Genomic DNA, 15,469 nt, shown 5'->3' with positions numbered 1-15,469 from the left:
GACCGCAGCACGGTCCGCCGCCCGCTCACGACGCCGACCCGGTAGCCGGTGAGCCCCACCGCGACCAGCCCCGGCTCCGCCATCCGGAGCGCCGTCACCAGCACGCCGGCGCCGCACGCCAGCGCCAGCGCGGCACCCGGCAACCGACGCCACAACCCCACGCCGACGGCGGCAAGCAGCGCCGCGACAGGCACGACCGGGCCCCACGCCTCGTCCAGCCCCCGGCCCAGCACGCCGGCACCCATCAGCAACCCCAGCGCGACGTCGGCAACCCACCCCGGCACACGCCTCCCCACCCGCGCCCACCTGCCCACCCGCACCTCCACCCACTTCACGCTTCCACGCTAGGAAGCAACCCCAGCCAGCACGTCCCCCCACAAAGGGAGCCGGAACGTACCACCACAGGAGGAGCGACCCTGTCCGGCGGCGCCTGCATATACCCGCCTCGGCCCACCAACAAGCACATACGCGAGCCCCGTGCATCACGCGGCCATGTGGGCGAGACTTCTGGTTGCGGCTTTGGCGGCATCCACGCGCGTCCGGCGCAGTCCGAAGGCCGTCAGCCAATCCCCTTCGCCTCAGGTCAGGACGTCGGTGTCTGCGTGCGGACACACTTACGGCGAAGGGGAAAGCGGTGGGGTTCACACCCTCACGAGTTCGCATCTCGTATCTTCCGCACCCCACCTGACCAGGCAAAACGAGGAAAACGAGGAAAACGGGGCCCCGCACCACGCCGGTGCGGGGCCTCGTCGTGCTCCGGCCTCGGGGCCGCGGGCGTGTTACCGGGGTGTGAGGTTCATGCGGATGTCCTCGGCAGCCCACAGGACGAAGCGTTCGACAGGCGTGACCGTCTGACCCGGCGCCATCTGGAACCGGAATCGCTTCAGCAGCATCGCCAGGACCAGTTTGGCCTCGACCATCGCGAGAGTGTGGCCTTCACAACTGCGGGGCCCGAGCCCGAACGGGATGTACGCGAACCGGTGCCGCTCGGCGGACGCCTCCGGGGTGAAGCGTTCCGGGTCGAAGACCTCCGGGTCTGGCCAGTGCTCGGGGTTCATGTGCACGGCCCAGAAGGGGTAGAAGATGGTCGTGCCTGCGGGCACGGTGTACGCACCGAGCTTGAGGTCCGCGGTGGCCTCCCGGGCGCCGTACGGTCCCGGCGGGTACAGCCGCATGGCCTCCCGGAGCACCATGTCCAGGTACGAAAGCGGCCTGAGGTCGCCGTAGTCGGGTGCACCGCGGTCACCGAGGACCCGGTCGACCTCCTCGGTGGCCCGCTCGGCCACCTCCGGGTGCCGGGCCAGCAGGTAGAGCGTCCAGGAGATGGCGACACCGGTGGTGTGGTGAGCGGCCAGCATGGTCATCAGCACCGTGTCGCGTATCCGCGCCGGCGACTCGCCCGCCTTGACCAGAGCCGCGACCAGGTCGCTCCGGTCGGCGTGCTCGGTGGTACCGCGTTCGCGGTGCGCGGTGAGCACCTCGTCGACGGTCGCGCGCAGATAGGCCAGAGCCTCTTCGGAGCGTACGCGGCGCTCCTCCTCCGTGCCGCCCACGTCCACCTGGTACAGCCGCGCCAGATAGTCGGTGAGCACGTCCTCGAACGCCGACACGACCCGCCCGGCGGCCTCCTCGGACTCCAGACCGTTGCCCAGCGCGTATTCACAGATCATCCGCAGCGACAGCTCGCTGAGGTCCTTCTGCAGCTCCACGGGGCCCCGCGCGGCGTTCTCCGCCCACCGATCGGCCATCGACGTCGTCAGCGCGGTGAACTGCGCGAAGTGCGCTTCGTGCGAGGGCCGTCCAGCCAGTACGGAGAGCATCACCCGCCGCCACGGCACGTGTTCGTCCGCCGGGAGCGTCTGCACGTTGCCCGACTCCTGGAGGGGCTCCAGGAACTCGAACAGCTTCTCCGGCCGCTTGTTGATCTCCGCGGTGGCCTCCAGCAGCACCGGATCGGCGACCGACACCGCCATGTCCGCACCTGGTAAGGGGAAGCGCACTACCGGACCGAACTCGGCGTGCAGCTTGAGCTGATAGTTGTGCAGCCCTCCCGCTGCCACGATCGCCTTGACACCGTCACCGCCCGTGGGCGGGCCGGGGATCCTGTCGATGCCGTCGTCCGGCATGGCACTCCTTCCTCTGGTCACGTCCCGGCAACGTTGTCAGCCGAAACCGGCCGTAGCCGGGGTGACTTCGCCGGCCGGTCGCTACGCTCGCATGGTTCCACGGATTCTGCGCGCGGAAGGGCATGGCGGGAGAGCTCGATGTACAAACCCTCGTCGAACGGGAGAGGACGCGAGGAGGAGAACCCCCTCCAGCTCCGGACCCCGGCCGTCCCACGCATCTACGACTACTTCCTCGGCGGCAAGGACAACTTCGCCCATGACCGGGCGGTCATGGAGGAAGTCCGGCGGCACGTTCCCGACGCACCCCTCATGGCGCGGGAGAACCGCTCGTTCCTGCGGCGCGCGGTACGGTACCTGGCCAGGTCCGGAATCCGGCAGTTCATCGACATCGGCGCGGGTATGCCGGTCGAGGGCGGCGGGCACCAGAACCTGCACGAGATCGCCCAGCACGTCGCCCCGGAGTCGCGTGTGGCATACGTCGACATCGACCCGGTCGTCGTCAGCCACGGACGGGCGTTACTCGGCAGATCGCCCCTGGTGGCCGTCGCCCAGGGCGACGCCCGGCACCCCGAGGACATCCTCGCCGATCCCGAGCTGCGTGAGGTCATCGACCTCGACCGGCCGGTCGCCGTGGTCATGCTGGCGATGCTGCACTTCATCGACGACGAGGCGGACCCACCCGGGATCGTGGCGCGACTGCGCGCAGCGATGGCACCCGGCAGCCACCTGGTCATCTCGCACTCGACCTCCGAGTTCGACACCGACGGCCAGGTTCAGAAGGCCGCCGACGTCTACAAGAAGGCCCAATCTCCGCTCACGCTGCGCAGCTACGCGGAGATCAGGCGGCTGTTCGACGGCTTCGACCTGCTCGACCCGGGCCTGACCACCGTGTCCCTGTGGCGCCCCGACCCGGCACCCGTCTCGCCGTGGTCCACCGAACCGGACCCGACCGTTCCGCCCGGCGCCGAACGCCAGTGGGTCTGCGCGGGAGTCGGACGAAAGACCGACTGACAGCGGCCGGCGCGGCGGGGGCCGACGGCTGGAGGGCGAGACAGGACCGCTCGATGCGGGGGAGGGTGAGGACATGGCGCAGGCGGAGTCGGTGCAGGTCGTGTTCGTGGACGCTGAGACGGAGGAGGAGTTCGCACGGACCGAACTCGCTCCCGGGCAGCTACCCGTCTCGTTCGAGTATGAGACGCGTCTTGACCTCGGAGGAGAGCCATGGGCCGTGGTCCGGGCCGATCCGCCGACCGCCGCGCAGTTCCTCCGGAGCGGCAGCCTCGTACTGACCCTGAGACGGATCCGGCCGACGGCCCCGCAGGACATGTCGTACTCCCTGCCGACGATCTGCGACCCGCTGCCGCCGACTGAGGACTCGGCCGGTCCTGGGGAGCACTTCGTGATCCACGAGGACGACTGGCGGCAGGCCGAGATGGTGTCCCGTCAGCTCGCGGGGCAGGTCGAGGCCGAGATGCGCACGATCCATGAGGTCTTCCAGCAGCACTCGCGGGTGATCGGCGACGGTGCGTCGTCGGTGCGCGTCTTCGACAGGATTCACGTCCGCCGGACCCCGACCGCCCCCGTCTCCACCGAGGTTTCGCGGCGGCGGCTGTCAGAACTGCTGCCCGCCAGCGGCAGGCCGTACGCGGGCGTCCGCTTCCGTGACGCGCCGGGCCGCGTGGTCGACTCGTTCGCGCTCGCCTCCGATCCGGTCACCGTGTACGGCCAGGCAGACGGTGACCGGGTCACGGTGCTGTGCCTCGCGCTCTCCCCCGATGCGGCGACGGAGTCGGCGTCCGGCCTTGAGCAGGCGATGCGCGAGTTCGATCTGCTGCTGGCCGACTGGTGCAACGGCCGGCTGCTGGACGCCTCGGCCGTCGGCGCCTTCGTGAACCCGGCGTAGCCACCGCGAAGCCGGACTCGCCCGTCCCGCCCCCGCGAAGGAAGCTCGGCAGCGCCGCGGCCCGAAGCACCGCCACCCCCGCGCCGCGGACGAGTCCGCCGACGGCCGGCCTCCACCTGCTGGCAGACCGGCTGGTCAAGCCCACGCACGGAAGTCACCCATCGTCGCCGGTAGGCGACCAACTGTCACTCCCTCCCGTATCCACACACCATGCGCCATGCCTGAGTGGAGGAAGATGGTATCGATGGAGATAGTATCGCTAAAGATACCATCCCCATCGGGAGTCTACATGCGTCGTTTCATCGGGCGGGAACACGAGCTGAACGTGCTCGGCAACACCTTGCAGGCGGTTCACGACGCCGCCGGGTCGGCGAGACCTGGTCAGTGCATCCTCATGCGCGGGCGGAGGCGGGTCGGCAAGTCCAGCCTCGTCGAGGAGTTCATCCGGCGGACCGGGACGCCGCACCTCTTCTTCACCGCAGCAGGCGGCGCGGCGGAGGACGAACTTACGGAGTTGCTCGACGCCGTCGCCAGATCCACCCTGCCGGAGCGGGAACTGTTCTCGGAGGAGACCCCGGAGCAGTGGAACGGGGCACTCAGGCTGCTTGCAGAGATCCTGCCCGACGACACTCCCAGCATCGTCGTCATCGACGAGGTCCCGTATCTGATGGACCGCATCGACGCCTTCGAGGGCATGCTCCAGCGGGCATGGGACCGGCTGCTCAGCCGCAAGCCGGTGCTTCTCCTCCTGGTCGGGTCCGATCTGTCGATGATGGAGGCGCTGAACAGCTACGACCGCCCCTTTCACCAGCGGGGCCGGGAAATGATCGTGGGGCCTTTGAACCCTGCCGAGATCGGCGAAATGCTCGACCTGTCTCCGGCGGCCGCGTTCGACGCTGCTCTGATCACGGGGGGCCTGCCTCTGATCTGCGCCGAGTGGCAGGCCGGAACGGATGTCTGGGAGTTCCTCCGCGACTCGCTGGACAACCCCATCTCGGCGCTGCTGGTCTCCGCTGAGCGGTCACTGGCCGCGGAGTTCCCTCCTCAGGCGATGAGCAGGGAAGTCCTGCGGGCCATCGGATCCGGGGAGAGAACCTTCACCAACATCGCTCGCGCAGCGGGCGGCATCGCCCACACCACTCTCACCCGAGCCACTGACGTCCTGACCGAGAAGAGGGTCGTGGCCGCCGAGCTACCGCTCTCGCTTAGGCCGTCGAAGGAGCGCCGCTACCGGGTGGCCGACCCCTACCTGCGCTTCTGGCTCATGTTTCTGGACCCGCACATGGCGGAGATCGAGCGAATGCGCGGAGATCTCACGCTGAGCCGGATCAAGGAGCAGTGGACGAGCTGGCGGGGTCGCGCGATCGAGCCCCTCGTCCGGGAATCCCTCGCCCGCCTCGTGCCGGACGGGCTCCTGCCCGCCGCCCCGGCGATCGGCGGGTACTGGACCCGCAACAACGACGTGGAAATCGACGTGGTGGGCGCCGACCGACAGCCGGTGGCCAAGCAGTTGCTCTTCCTGGGCTCGGTCAAGTGGCTGGAGAACTCTGCATTCGACAACCACGACCTGGCAGCACTGCAGAAGCACCGGGCCGCGATCACCGACGAGCCAGTACCGCTCGTGGCAATCTCCCGCAGCGGGGTGCGATGTCCCGGTCTGCAGGCGGCCTACGGCCCCGACGAACTCCTCACCGCCTGGCGCAAGGTGTGAGCAGGCTGGGCATCCGGGGTTGCAATTCTGGTTGCATTCGCCTCCGTCCGCTGCGGTCCCGGCAAAGACCGCCCGCCCACTCCGCCGCAGGTCAGGATGTCCCTGTTCCCGCGCCAGGCAGCCGGACGTACGACCTGAGCGCCCTGGCCGCCAGGCTGCCGACCGCCTGCGCGCAGCAGTGCGCCTCCTGCGGCTACGACGGCCGGACCGGCGCGGTGCTGGTCGGCTTGGGGGCCGAGAATGTGCGCTGCTGCCTCGTGGCCCTGCTCCGCCAGCAGGGCCCGCACGCGCTCCGGGTCCGCGCGGTTCCGCGGGGCGGCGGGCCCGAGCACGAGGTTGATACCGGGCGGCGCGTGGAGCGTCTTTGTGCCCGGAGGCGGGTTGTGTATCAGCGGCAGCCCGGGATCCGGGGGCAGTATCGAGGTGCACGGCGGCTTCATGGAGGGCGGCTGCGCCGAGGCTGTCGGTAGTCGCTGACTGCCGCGGGCGCCGTGCGGTTCCGGGGACGGAGGTATGGATGGAGCTTGCCGGTGTGACTCTGGCCGGGCGCTATGAGCTGCGGGAGTTGCTCGGTCGCGGCGGTATGGGGGAGGTGTGGCTGGGGCGTGACTCCTCGCTGCCGCGGCGGGATGTGGCGGTCAAGGTGCTGCCGTCCCTGGCCGGCGGGCGCGGGGTGCGGCGCTTTCAGCGGGAGGCGGCTGTCCTTGCCGGGCTTCAGCACCCGGGGATCACCGTCGTGTACGACGCCGGGGAGCATCACGGCTTCCTGTTCATCGTCATGGAGTTGCTGCACGGCCAGGACCTGGCGCGGCTGCTGGCCGGCCACGGCGGAGCCCTGCCCGTCGCGCGGGCCGTGGACGTGGCTCGGCAGACCGCCGTCGCCCTGGATGCCGTGCACGGCTGCGGTGTCGTCCACCGGGACCTCAAGCCGGGGAATCTGTTCGTACAGCCGGGCGACCGGGTGAAGATCTGCGACTTCGGCATCGCCCGTCCCGCCGACGCCTCGACCGTGCTGACCGTGTCCGGAGCCGTGCTGGGCACCCCGCGCTACATGTCGCCCGAGCAGTGGCACGGTACGGAGGTCGGCACCCGCGCCGATCTGTACGCCCTGGGCTGTGTCCTGTACGAACTGCTCGCCGGCCGGCCGCCGTTCACCGAGGCGACGGTGTTCGCCCTGATGCGGCAGCATCTGGAGCAGCCCCCGCCGCCGCTTCGCGAGCTGCGGCCCGGCCTGCCCGGAGACCTTGCGGATCTGGTCCTGGCGCTGCTGGCCAAGGACCCGGCCGTACGCCCGGACGCCCACACCCTGGCCCGCGAGCTGGGCGGACTCGGCATACGGGACGCGCCTCGGCCGTCGTCCCTCCCGTCGTCCCTCCCGCCGTCCATCCCGCCGTCCATCCCGCCGTCCATCCCGCCGTCCACCGCATCCGATGCACCGGCCGGGCCCGGCGCGCCGGCCCGGCAAGACGCGCCGCGCAACCTTCGTGCGCAGGCCCTGCGCGGCGAGCACCACCTCACCCTGTCCGGTCACCGCGCCGCGGTGGGGAACCTCGTGTTCAGCCCCGACGGCCGCACCCTCGCCAGCGGCAGCTGGGACAAGTTCGTACGCCTGTGGGATCCGCGCAGCGGCGAGCCGCGTACCGCGCTGCGCATGAAGGACTCCCGCTCGACCGGTGCCGCCTACGCCCCGGACGGCCGCATCCTCGCGACCTGGAACGGAAAGGACGTCGTGCTGCGGGACGCGGACACCGGCGAGCAGCGCCTGGCTCTGAAGTACCCCGGATGGGCCGCGTCGGTGGCCTCCGCGGCGTTCAGCCCCGACGGCCGCACCCTCGCCACCGGCGGCAGCGACAGGGCCGTCCGGTTCTGGGACGTGGACACCGGCGACCCCGGCATGGTGCTGAAGGGGCACGGCGCGTGGGTCAGTTCGCTGGCGTTCAGCCCGGACGGCCGCGGCATCGTCGCGGGGGGCGCCAGCGGTACACCGCGGATGTGGGACGTCGCGACGGGGGAGCCGCGCTGGGAACTTCCCCGCGGCGCGTACATCAGCCTCGTGTTCAGCCCGGACGGGGCCGTCCTGGCCGCCGCCTTCGGCGGCACCCCCGTGCACCTCAAGAACGCCCGTACGGGCGAAGACCTGCGCGTACTGGAGGGCCAGACCGAGGGAAGGACCGCCCTGGCCTTCGCCCCGGACGGCCGCACCCTCGCCACCGGCGACAACAAAGGCGTCATCTGCCTCTGGGACACGGCCACCGGCGACCAGCGCCTTGCCGTGGACGCGCACCAAGGGCCCATCCTCTGCCTGGCGTTCGCCCCGAACGGGCGCATCCTGGCCAGCGGCGGCCAGGACCGGGTGATCCGGCTCTGGGACATCCGGACCCGGTAGGTCAACCGTTCGCGAGGCCGTCAAAGCTGGTGACGCTTGGGCACTGGTTGACGCCCCTCAGTGATCCCCTGGCGTAGGGTGACGGCTCGATCTGCGGGAAACCTCTGTTTCCTGGTGAAGGGCGGTGACATGAGTTGCTCCGAGCCACGCGCACCGCGCCGCTCGGTGCTCTTCTTCGCGTTCGCCTTCGCGGTGATCGCCGACCCGGTCTCCTCCGTCACGTACGCCATCGAGGCCGCCCTGCGGGCCCTGCACGGGGACCTGGCTCTGCTGCTGCCCACCATGGCTCTGGTCGTCGGCCTGGTGGTCCTCGTCGTCGCGAACTACTGGCAACTGGTGCGGCGCTTCCCCGAGGGGGGCGGCGCGGCGGCAGCCGCCGGGCGGGCCTTCGGGCCGGGCTGGACCTTTCTGCCGATCGGCGCGCTGGTGGTCGACTTCGTGCTGACCATCGGGATCTCCATCGCGGCGGCCGGCAGCGCCGCGATCGCCCTGTTCCCCGTACTCGCTCCGGGCAGGATCCCGCTGGCCCTGGGGCTGCTCCTGGTCGTCGCCGCCCTGACGTGGTTCGGACACAGCGGACGGCTGGTGTTCGCCGCCATGACCGCGTTGTTCGTGGCGGTCTCGGTCGTGGTCCTGGTGCTGGGCTTCACGGCCCCGTACGCCCCCGGCACCGCGCCCCTCCACACCCGCCCCGGGCATTCGCCTGTCATCGCCGTCGTGCTGGCCTTTCCCGTGGCCATGGCCCTGGCCACCGGCGTCGAGGCCCCCTCCACCGCGATCGCGCAACTCGGCCAGCTCGACGACACCCGCAGGCGGCGCTTCGGCCGGGGCACCCTGGCGCTGGTCCTGATCATCGTCGGCGGCCTGACGCTGGCCTTCACCGCCCTGGCGGTACGCCTCCGTGTCGGGCTGCCCGGCGCCGACTCCACGCAGCTCGCCGGGATCGCCCGCGCCGCCGCCGGACCCGGCTGGCTTTACCACGCCTTCCAGTTGACCAGCGCGCTCCTGCTCCTGGCCGCGGCCAGTTCGTCCTTCCAGGCCGGCCCGGGACTGCTCAAGGCCCTCGCCGGCACCCCCGCACGCCCCGGCGCCCTGCCGTCCGTCCTCGGCCGGGTCAACAAGCACTACACGCCGTACTGGTCGGTCGCGGTGTACCTGGTCGCGGCAGCCCTGATCATCGTCGCGGCGGCAGGGTGGGAACAGAGACTCGTGCTGTTCTACGCGGTGGCCGTGTTCGTCAGCTTCCTCGTCGGCCTGCTGGCCATGGCCCGCTTCTCCCGTACCGAACGCAAGCACCTGCTCGCCGCGCTCAACGCCTTCGCCGCGCTGGCCGTCGCCCTCACCATCGCGGTCAACTTGCTGCGCGGCTGGCCCATGTTCTCCATCGCCGCCACCGCCCTCATCGGTGGCGCCCTCTACGTCCGCTGGCGCCGAGCGGGCCGCCCGAGCGGGGTGGAGGGCGTCGCGCAGCAGGCCAAAGCCCGCTGACCAGGCGGTGTACGAGGGCCCGGGCCGTCGACCGGTCCGGGCCCTCGTCGCATCGGCGGCGCCCGGCGGGCACCGCGATCGGTCAGCCGCGCCGGCCGAAGACCTCCTTGCGGGTGCCGAGGTTCAGGAAGACCGTCTCACCCGTGGCGTCCTCAAGAGCGTCGTTGTCGGTGACGGCGTAGACGTCGCCGTTGCCGGCCACGGTCAGCCCTTCGAGCTTCTCCTGGGTCCAGCCGTGCGTCGCCCGCAGATCGGGCAGGACGTCGTACGCGAGCGTCTTGGGCAGCACCGGCAGGGTGTCCGCGGGCGCCGCCGACTTCGGCATGGCGACCGTGTAGATCCGCTTGACCCGGGCCGCCGGGCCGTTCAGCTTGTCGCGCTCGATGACGGCGAGCCGGTCGCCGACCACGGTGATCTCGGAGAGGCCGATCCAGTCGCCCGGCGTGGCGGTGGCGTCGAGCCGGTAGCCGAACCAGCTCCAGGTGCCGGCCTCGACGTCGTACCGGCCGAGGCGGACGGTCCCCGCCGGGTCGGTCGCGACCTCGCGCTGCAGCGCGGCCCAGACGATCTCGCGGCCGTGCCCGTCGGTGGTGGCGGTGACGCCCTCGAAGCCCTGCTTCCCGAGGCCCGCGGCGACGTCCGCCGGCAGCAGGACGGCCTGCCGGGTCACGCCGTCGCGGTCGAGCCGTACGAGCCGGTTGCCCGCCCCGGTCCCGCCCTCCACGGCCAGCCAGTAGCCGCCCTGCGGCCGGGCGAAGACGCCCTCCGCGTCGTAGCCGACCGGCTCTCCCCCGGCGTCCTTGACGGTCAGGGCCCGGGTGAGGACCGCGGGCCGCTGCGCCGTGTCGACGGTGAGGATCCTGGTGGGGGTGTACGCGGCGTCGGTGACGGTGCAGAGCTGGTCCGCCCTGCCGGGTGCGGCGGACAGCGCGCCCAGGGCGCCCCAGCCGAGCGGTGCGCCGGCGGGGTCCGCGGCCGAGACGACGCCGGGGAAGCCGGGAGTGCCCTTGCCCAGGCGGTACAGGTTCACCGCGGAGCGCACGCCCGCCTCGGCGTCGTCGACCTCGCTGGAGACGGCGAGCAGGGCGCGCGACGGGATCGGCAGCACGCCCTCGGGGCCGTTGGTGGCGGGCAGCAGTTGGCGGAAGACCGGCCGGGCCGGCCGGCTGACGTCGTACACGGCGACGAAGTTGCTGCGCTCCGAGGCGACGAAGGCGTACCGCACGCCGTCGTACTCGGCGATCGCGAGGCCCTCCGGCTCGGTGCCCTTCTTCTCGGACCGGCCCTCGTCGTGCAGCCCGTGGCGCACGGCGAGCCGCTCGAAGCTGCTGCCCGCGTCCCAGACGACCTCGCCGGTGCGGCTGTCGAAGACGGACCAGCCGCGGGTGCCGCCGCGCCAGTCGCCCTCGTTGGCTGTGGCCAGGTAGCGGTCGTCGATCCAGCCCAGCGCGTCGGGCTCGCGCGGCACGCCGGTGATCGAGCCGGTCTGGTCGATCGCGCCGTCCTCGACGGTGTCGATGCCGGCCACTCTCGCCGTACCGGCACTGAAGGCGTGGGTGACGTCGCCGGTCGGCAGGTCGATGACGACGACGCCGTTGTTCTCCTGGAGGGTCACGGCGAGCTGGTTGCGGCTGTTGACGGAGACGTACTCCGGCTCCGGGTCGGTGGGTGCGGCGATCCCGGCGGCGGCCAGGGCCGGCAGTGCCGTGCCGTCGTCCCGGATCAGCGGTACGGCCCGGATGCGCCAGTTCGACGGCGACGAGCCGCCGCCGAGGTCGACGATCTGCACGGAACCGGCAGGGGCCTGCGGCAGGTCCCCCTCCTGTCCGCCGGGCGGCGCGGCCTCCTCGTCGCGCTCGTTCTCGATCGCGACGGCAGCGTACCGCTGGTCCTTGCTGATCGCGACGGAGTCGGGCTGACCGCCGAGGTCGAAGCTCGCGACGCGCTCGCGGTCGCGCAGGGAGATGACGTCGAGCCGGCCGGAGGGGTCGGTGTAGCTCGCGCTGGTGTTGACCACGACGAGGACGTACCGGCCGACCACGGACACCGAGGTGGGTTCGTCCTCGGCGTCGCCGAGTTGCGCCAGTGACAGGGTGCCGAGCCCGCGCGGGCGGTCGGGGTGCCCGATGTCGAGGAAGCCGATCCGCCGGGCCGCCGCGTCGGTGTAGACGAGGGTGCGGCCGTCCTCGCTGACCGCCGAGATCTCGGCCACGGTCTCGGTGGCCGGGTCCTCGCCGGCCGGCCGGTTCTGGAAGACCGGGTAGGTGGCGGTGCGGTCGAAGGCCGCCGGCCCCGCCGGCCGCTGCGGTCGCTGTGGTCCGTGGTCCGCGCTCGCCGTCCCGGCACCTGCCAGGGCGGCGGCCACGACCAGGGCCGCGAGCGCGGCGCGGGTTCTCTTCTGGGACATCGTTCCCCTCCGTTACCTGCACGTCGGCGCCGGATCGTCCCACTCAGGGGCACGTGCGGACGGAACGGCCGGGTGAACGGCGGGCGAAGATCGCGTACGTCGCTTGTGCGCAGTAATCCGGGTCAGTGGTCCGGGTCAGTGGTCCGGGTCAGTGGTCCGGGTCAGTGGTCCGCGTCAGTGGTCCGCGTCAGTGGTCCGCGTCAGTGGTCCGAGCAGCACGCGATCTGGTGGCGGGCCTCGAACGGCACCAGCGAGCCGGCCGTGCCCCGCTGCACCAGCAGCGTGCAGCGGCCGTCCCGCCAGGTGGGGCGGGCGAAGCCGGTCGCGTCCAGGACGGCGTCCGGGGTGACGGCGACTCCGGCCAGCCCTGCCACCGCGTCGAGGCAGCTCACGGCCACCGCCTCGGCGGGTGTCGTACGCCGCTCGACCGCGGCCCGGCCGGGGTAGCGGGCCAGCCGGCCCGCCGCCCGCCGCCGGGCCTCCCCGGCCGCGGCGAGCGCCCCGGGGGCCAGCGCCGCCTCGGTGACCAGAGCCCCGTCGACGGCGGTCAGCTCCGGCACGGCTGCCAGCAGCCGGGCCGTGACCCGCTCCGGTTCCGGGCCGCCGCGCCAGCTCACCACGGCCGCGAAGCGGCCGACCGGCGCACGGGCGACGTGGGTGCTGACGACGCAGCCCTCGGGGCCGTCCTCCGTGAGCAGACCCGTCAGTGCCTCGTCCACCCGGTGCACCAGGTGCTCGGCGGCGGCGAGCCCGGAGGCGGCCGTGTCCACGGCCACCGCGTGGGCGGCCGTGGGCACCTCCGCCGCCGGGAACGCCGGTCCGGTGCTCATCGGCTCGGCAGCACCCAGACCGGGTTCGTGTAGAACCACAGGTCCCGCCAGGGGTCCGCGTCACCGACCACGTCGATGGCCGGACCGGCCGGGTCGATCGCCGCGCCGCGGTAGCCCGGCTGCTGCCGGTTGCCGTCGGTGCCGCGCAGCCGGACGTAGAACGGCTCCTCCAGCGTGCCCAGGTCGTACCGCAGGGTGAACGTGCCGGTGCGTCCCGAGGTGTCGGTCTGCTGTACGACGCGGGTGTCCGGCGCCGTCAGCTTGTCGCGGTCGCTGCTCGCGTGGGACACGTCCACCGCGCCGCGGATCAGGTCGACCCGGTTCAGCCGGGGCAGGAACATGCCCCAGTTGGGCACGGACTGGGCGGTCACGGTGACGAGCAGTTCGATCCGGCTGCCCCTGCGGGCGGTCAGGGTGCCGCCGAGGGTCTCCTCGCCGCCGCCAAGGCCCGAGGCGACCACCCGGACGTCGAGGTTCTTCAGCAGCCGGCCGTGGTCCACCCAGATACGGCCGTCCCGGATGCCCCGCATGACCGCGGCGTAGCTGCGGTCCGCGGCGCCGACGTGGGTTCGGCTGTACATACCGGGCCAGAAGTCACCGGCGGTGAGGTTGACCTGCCCGGCGTACACCGGGTCGCCGTAGCGGCCGTCCCGGTTGAACTGCGCGGAGTCCGAACCGTCGGGCCGGCGGGAGGTGTCGCCCCAGTTGACGTGGGAGTCGGAGTTGGCGGAGATCGACCACGGCTTGCCCTCGGCGAGCAGCGAGTCCCACAGCCCGCCCACGGTGGCGGTGTAGAAGTCGAAGCCGCCCCAGGAGCGGTAGCTCTCCGCCGGGTAGCCGGGGAACGAGTTGGCGCTCGGGGAGTTGCCGTAGTAGCCGCGCGCCGAGCCCGGACCGTACCCCGTGGGCAGGCCGGCCGCCTGGTGGCCGGGGGCGCCCTCCCAGCCGACCGCGATCCGGGGGTCGGCGTCACGCCAGGCCCGGACCTCGTGCGGGCTGTCGATGCCGTTACGCGCCGGGTGGTTGGCCAGGAAGAGGGCGTCCTCGACGCGGCGCCGGTCCTTCTGCTTGCCCAGCCACTGGATTCCGGCCACGGCGAGGGCCTCGTTCTCCGGGGTGCTGCCGGAGGCGCCCTTGACGCTGCCGTCGTAGTCGTTCTCGAACTGCTTGAGGACCTCGACCTCGTACTTCCCCGGAACCACGAAGACGGTGCCGTGCTCGGCGGCCGGGATGTTCCACTCCAGGCCCTGGAAGATCAGGGTGTCCTTCAGTTCGGCGCGGGCCGCCCTGATGTCGGGGTTGACCAGATCGACGCCTATGCGGGCGTGGGTCGCGCCGCCGTGGTCGGTGATGACCATCCAGTCAAGACCGAACGCCGCGCCGTGCTGCGCCTGGTCGAGGACCGTGTACATGGCGTCGGAGGAGTGCTGGGTGTGGATGTGGTGGTCGCCCGCCAGCCACTGGCGGACGCCCTCGCCGCCGCCCCCGCCCTCGTTGCCCTTGCCGCGGCCGGCGTCTTCCGCCATGGCCGGGGTGACGCCGAGCATGCCGGACATGCCGGCGGTCAGCGCGCCGGTGACACCGGCCGCCTTCAGCATGCGGCGCCGCGAGAACTCCCGGGGACTGAGGTCGGAGTCGGAGACGGAGGTGTCCGCCGCGGCCCGGGTTGCTTCGTCGACGCCGTGGCTGTGGCTGTGGTCGTGGCTGTGGGAGTGCGGACGTCTGTCCGAGTGGTCGTGTGACACACCGGTCCCTTCCAGGATGAGATGGCGCGAGGGGTGCGCTCAGGTAACCCGCGCCTTCCTGCGCCCGGCGGATGCACCGGTTACCTCACGGCGTCGCGCAGGTGAAGGAACCTTCTGTCCGGACACCTTGCGGGCGTGGCGGCGTGGGCCGTGGCGGTCAGACGGCCTTGGCCCGCCGCCCGCGGGGTTACGCGGGGCGCACCAGGCCGGTGTCGAAGGCGAAGATCACCGCATGTACCCGGTCCCGGGCGCCGATCTTCGCCAGTACCCGGCTCACATGCGACTTGACCGTCGACTCGGCGAGGGAGAACCGCTCGGCGATCTCGGCGTTGCTCCAGCCGGTGGCCATCGCGGTGAGGACCTCGCGTTCGCGGTCGGTCAAGGCGGCGAGCAGGCGCTCCTGTTCGGCGGTCGTCGGGCCCGGGATACGGTCGGCGAAGGCGTCGAGGAGCCTTCGGGTCAGCCCGGGGGCGATGACGGCGTCACCGGCGGCCACCGCCCGTACGCCGGCGATGAACTCGTCCGGCAGGGCGTCCTTCAGGAGGAAGCCGCTGGCGCCGGCACGCAGCGCCGCGTACGCGTACTCGTCCAGGTCGAAGGTGGTCAGGACGAGGACCCGGGAGCGGCCACCGGACTGCACGATGCGGCGGGTGGCCTCGATGCCGTCCATGCCGGGCATGCGGACGTCCATCAGTACGACGTCGGGGCGGAGTTCGGCGGCCTTGCGCACCGCTTCGGCGCCGTGTGTCGCCTCGCCGACCACCGTCAGGTCGGGGTGCTGCTCCAGCAGCATGCTGAAGCCGAGCCGCTGCAGGGTCTGGTCGTCGACGATGAGGACGGTGGTCATACGGGGCGCTTCTCCCTGGGTGCCGA

10 protein-coding genes and 1 pseudogene are annotated in these 15,469 nt (G+C 71.9%); 5 read left to right on the top strand and 6 right to left on the bottom strand.

Translation table 11 applies throughout. From position 1 onward, the window contains the following. A pseudogene (locus B124_RS17590) lies at positions 1-335 on the bottom strand (histidine kinase); the annotation flags it as partial. Between the two features lie 444 nt (positions 336-779). Beyond that, on the bottom strand, positions 780-2,126 hold the full coding sequence (locus tag B124_RS17585; RefSeq protein ID WP_496503805.1) for a cytochrome P450: 1,347 nt from the start codon (positions 2,124-2,126) through the stop codon (positions 780-782). A gap of 138 nt (positions 2,127-2,264) precedes the next feature. On the opposite strand from B124_RS17585, the gene B124_RS17580 reads away from it, so the two are divergent. The 5 genes from B124_RS17580 (at position 2,265) to B124_RS17560 (ending at position 9,614) form a co-directional block, all read left to right on the top strand. Continuing rightward, positions 2,265-3,137, top strand: coding sequence for an SAM-dependent methyltransferase (locus B124_RS17580; RefSeq protein WP_496503804.1), 873 nt, complete (start codon positions 2,265-2,267; stop codon positions 3,135-3,137). A 73-nt stretch (positions 3,138-3,210) separates the two neighbouring features. Further along, complete coding sequence (locus B124_RS17575; RefSeq protein ID WP_496503803.1) at positions 3,211-4,029, top strand: hypothetical protein; 819 nt, start codon at positions 3,211-3,213, stop codon at positions 4,027-4,029. A gap of 289 nt (positions 4,030-4,318) precedes the next feature. Further along, positions 4,319-5,740, top strand: coding sequence for an ATP-binding protein (locus B124_RS17570; RefSeq protein ID WP_496503802.1), 1,422 nt, complete (start codon positions 4,319-4,321; stop codon positions 5,738-5,740). Between the two features lie 517 nt (positions 5,741-6,257). Next, the gene (locus tag B124_RS17565; protein ID WP_496503801.1) at positions 6,258-8,126 is read left to right on the top strand and encodes a WD40 repeat domain-containing serine/threonine protein kinase; all 1,869 of its coding nucleotides are present in this window, start codon (positions 6,258-6,260) and stop codon (positions 8,124-8,126) included. 129 nt (positions 8,127-8,255) lie between these two features. After that, positions 8,256-9,614 carry an amino acid permease gene (locus B124_RS17560; protein ID WP_496503800.1) on the top strand — a complete coding sequence of 453 codons (1,359 nt, stop codon included), beginning with the start codon at positions 8,256-8,258 and terminating at the stop codon, positions 9,612-9,614. Between the two features lie 82 nt (positions 9,615-9,696). Here B124_RS17560 and B124_RS17555 read toward each other — a convergent pair whose 3' ends face one another. The 4 genes from B124_RS17555 to B124_RS17540 form a co-directional block, all read right to left on the bottom strand. Continuing rightward, a complete protein-coding gene (locus tag B124_RS17555; RefSeq protein WP_496503799.1) occupies positions 9,697-12,021 on the bottom strand; it encodes an esterase-like activity of phytase family protein in 2,325 nt (774 codons plus the stop codon). A 200-nt stretch (positions 12,022-12,221) separates the two neighbouring features. Further along, entirely contained in the window at positions 12,222-12,851 is a 630-nt protein-coding gene (locus B124_RS17550; protein WP_496503798.1) for a hypothetical protein, read from the bottom strand. Further along, positions 12,848-14,596 carry a histidinol-phosphatase gene (locus B124_RS17545; protein ID WP_496503797.1) on the bottom strand — a complete coding sequence of 583 codons (1,749 nt, stop codon included), beginning with the start codon at positions 14,594-14,596 and terminating at the stop codon, positions 12,848-12,850. The genes B124_RS17550 and B124_RS17545 overlap by 4 nt, the downstream gene beginning before the upstream one ends. 187 nt (positions 14,597-14,783) lie before the next feature. Further along, positions 14,784-15,443 carry a response regulator gene (locus tag B124_RS17540; RefSeq protein ID WP_496503796.1) on the bottom strand — a complete coding sequence of 220 codons (660 nt, stop codon included), beginning with the start codon at positions 15,441-15,443 and terminating at the stop codon, positions 14,784-14,786. Positions 15,444-15,469 lie beyond the last annotated feature (26 nt).

This window comes from Streptomyces sp. CNP082 (genome assembly GCF_059570535.1).
The sequence above is the reverse complement of the archived record's forward strand: the minus strand, read 5'-3'. Positions and strand labels throughout refer to the sequence as shown.

What these genes read in the sequence shown, in the direction of transcription:
- B124_RS17580 (WP_496503804.1), top strand. Translation starts at nt 2,265, where the DNA reads ATGTACAAACCCTCGTCGAACGGGAGAGGACGCGAGGAGGAGAACCCC.
- B124_RS17560 (WP_496503800.1), top strand. Translation starts at nt 8,256, where the DNA reads ATGAGTTGCTCCGAGCCACGCGCACCGCGCCGCTCGGTGCTCTTCTTC.
- B124_RS17585 (WP_496503805.1), bottom strand. Translation starts at nt 2,126, where the DNA reads ATGCCGGACGACGGCATCGACAGGATCCCCGGCCCGCCCACGGGCGGT.
- B124_RS17555 (WP_496503799.1), bottom strand. Translation starts at nt 12,021, where the DNA reads ATGTCCCAGAAGAGAACCCGCGCCGCGCTCGCGGCCCTGGTCGTGGCC.
- B124_RS17570 (WP_496503802.1), top strand. Translation starts at nt 4,319, where the DNA reads ATGCGTCGTTTCATCGGGCGGGAACACGAGCTGAACGTGCTCGGCAAC.
- B124_RS17540 (WP_496503796.1), bottom strand. Translation starts at nt 15,443, where the DNA reads ATGACCACCGTCCTCATCGTCGACGACCAGACCCTGCAGCGGCTCGGC.
- B124_RS17565 (WP_496503801.1), top strand. Translation starts at nt 6,258, where the DNA reads ATGGAGCTTGCCGGTGTGACTCTGGCCGGGCGCTATGAGCTGCGGGAG.
- B124_RS17550 (WP_496503798.1), bottom strand. Translation starts at nt 12,851, where the DNA reads ATGAGCACCGGACCGGCGTTCCCGGCGGCGGAGGTGCCCACGGCCGCC.
- B124_RS17575 (WP_496503803.1), top strand. Translation starts at nt 3,211, where the DNA reads ATGGCGCAGGCGGAGTCGGTGCAGGTCGTGTTCGTGGACGCTGAGACG.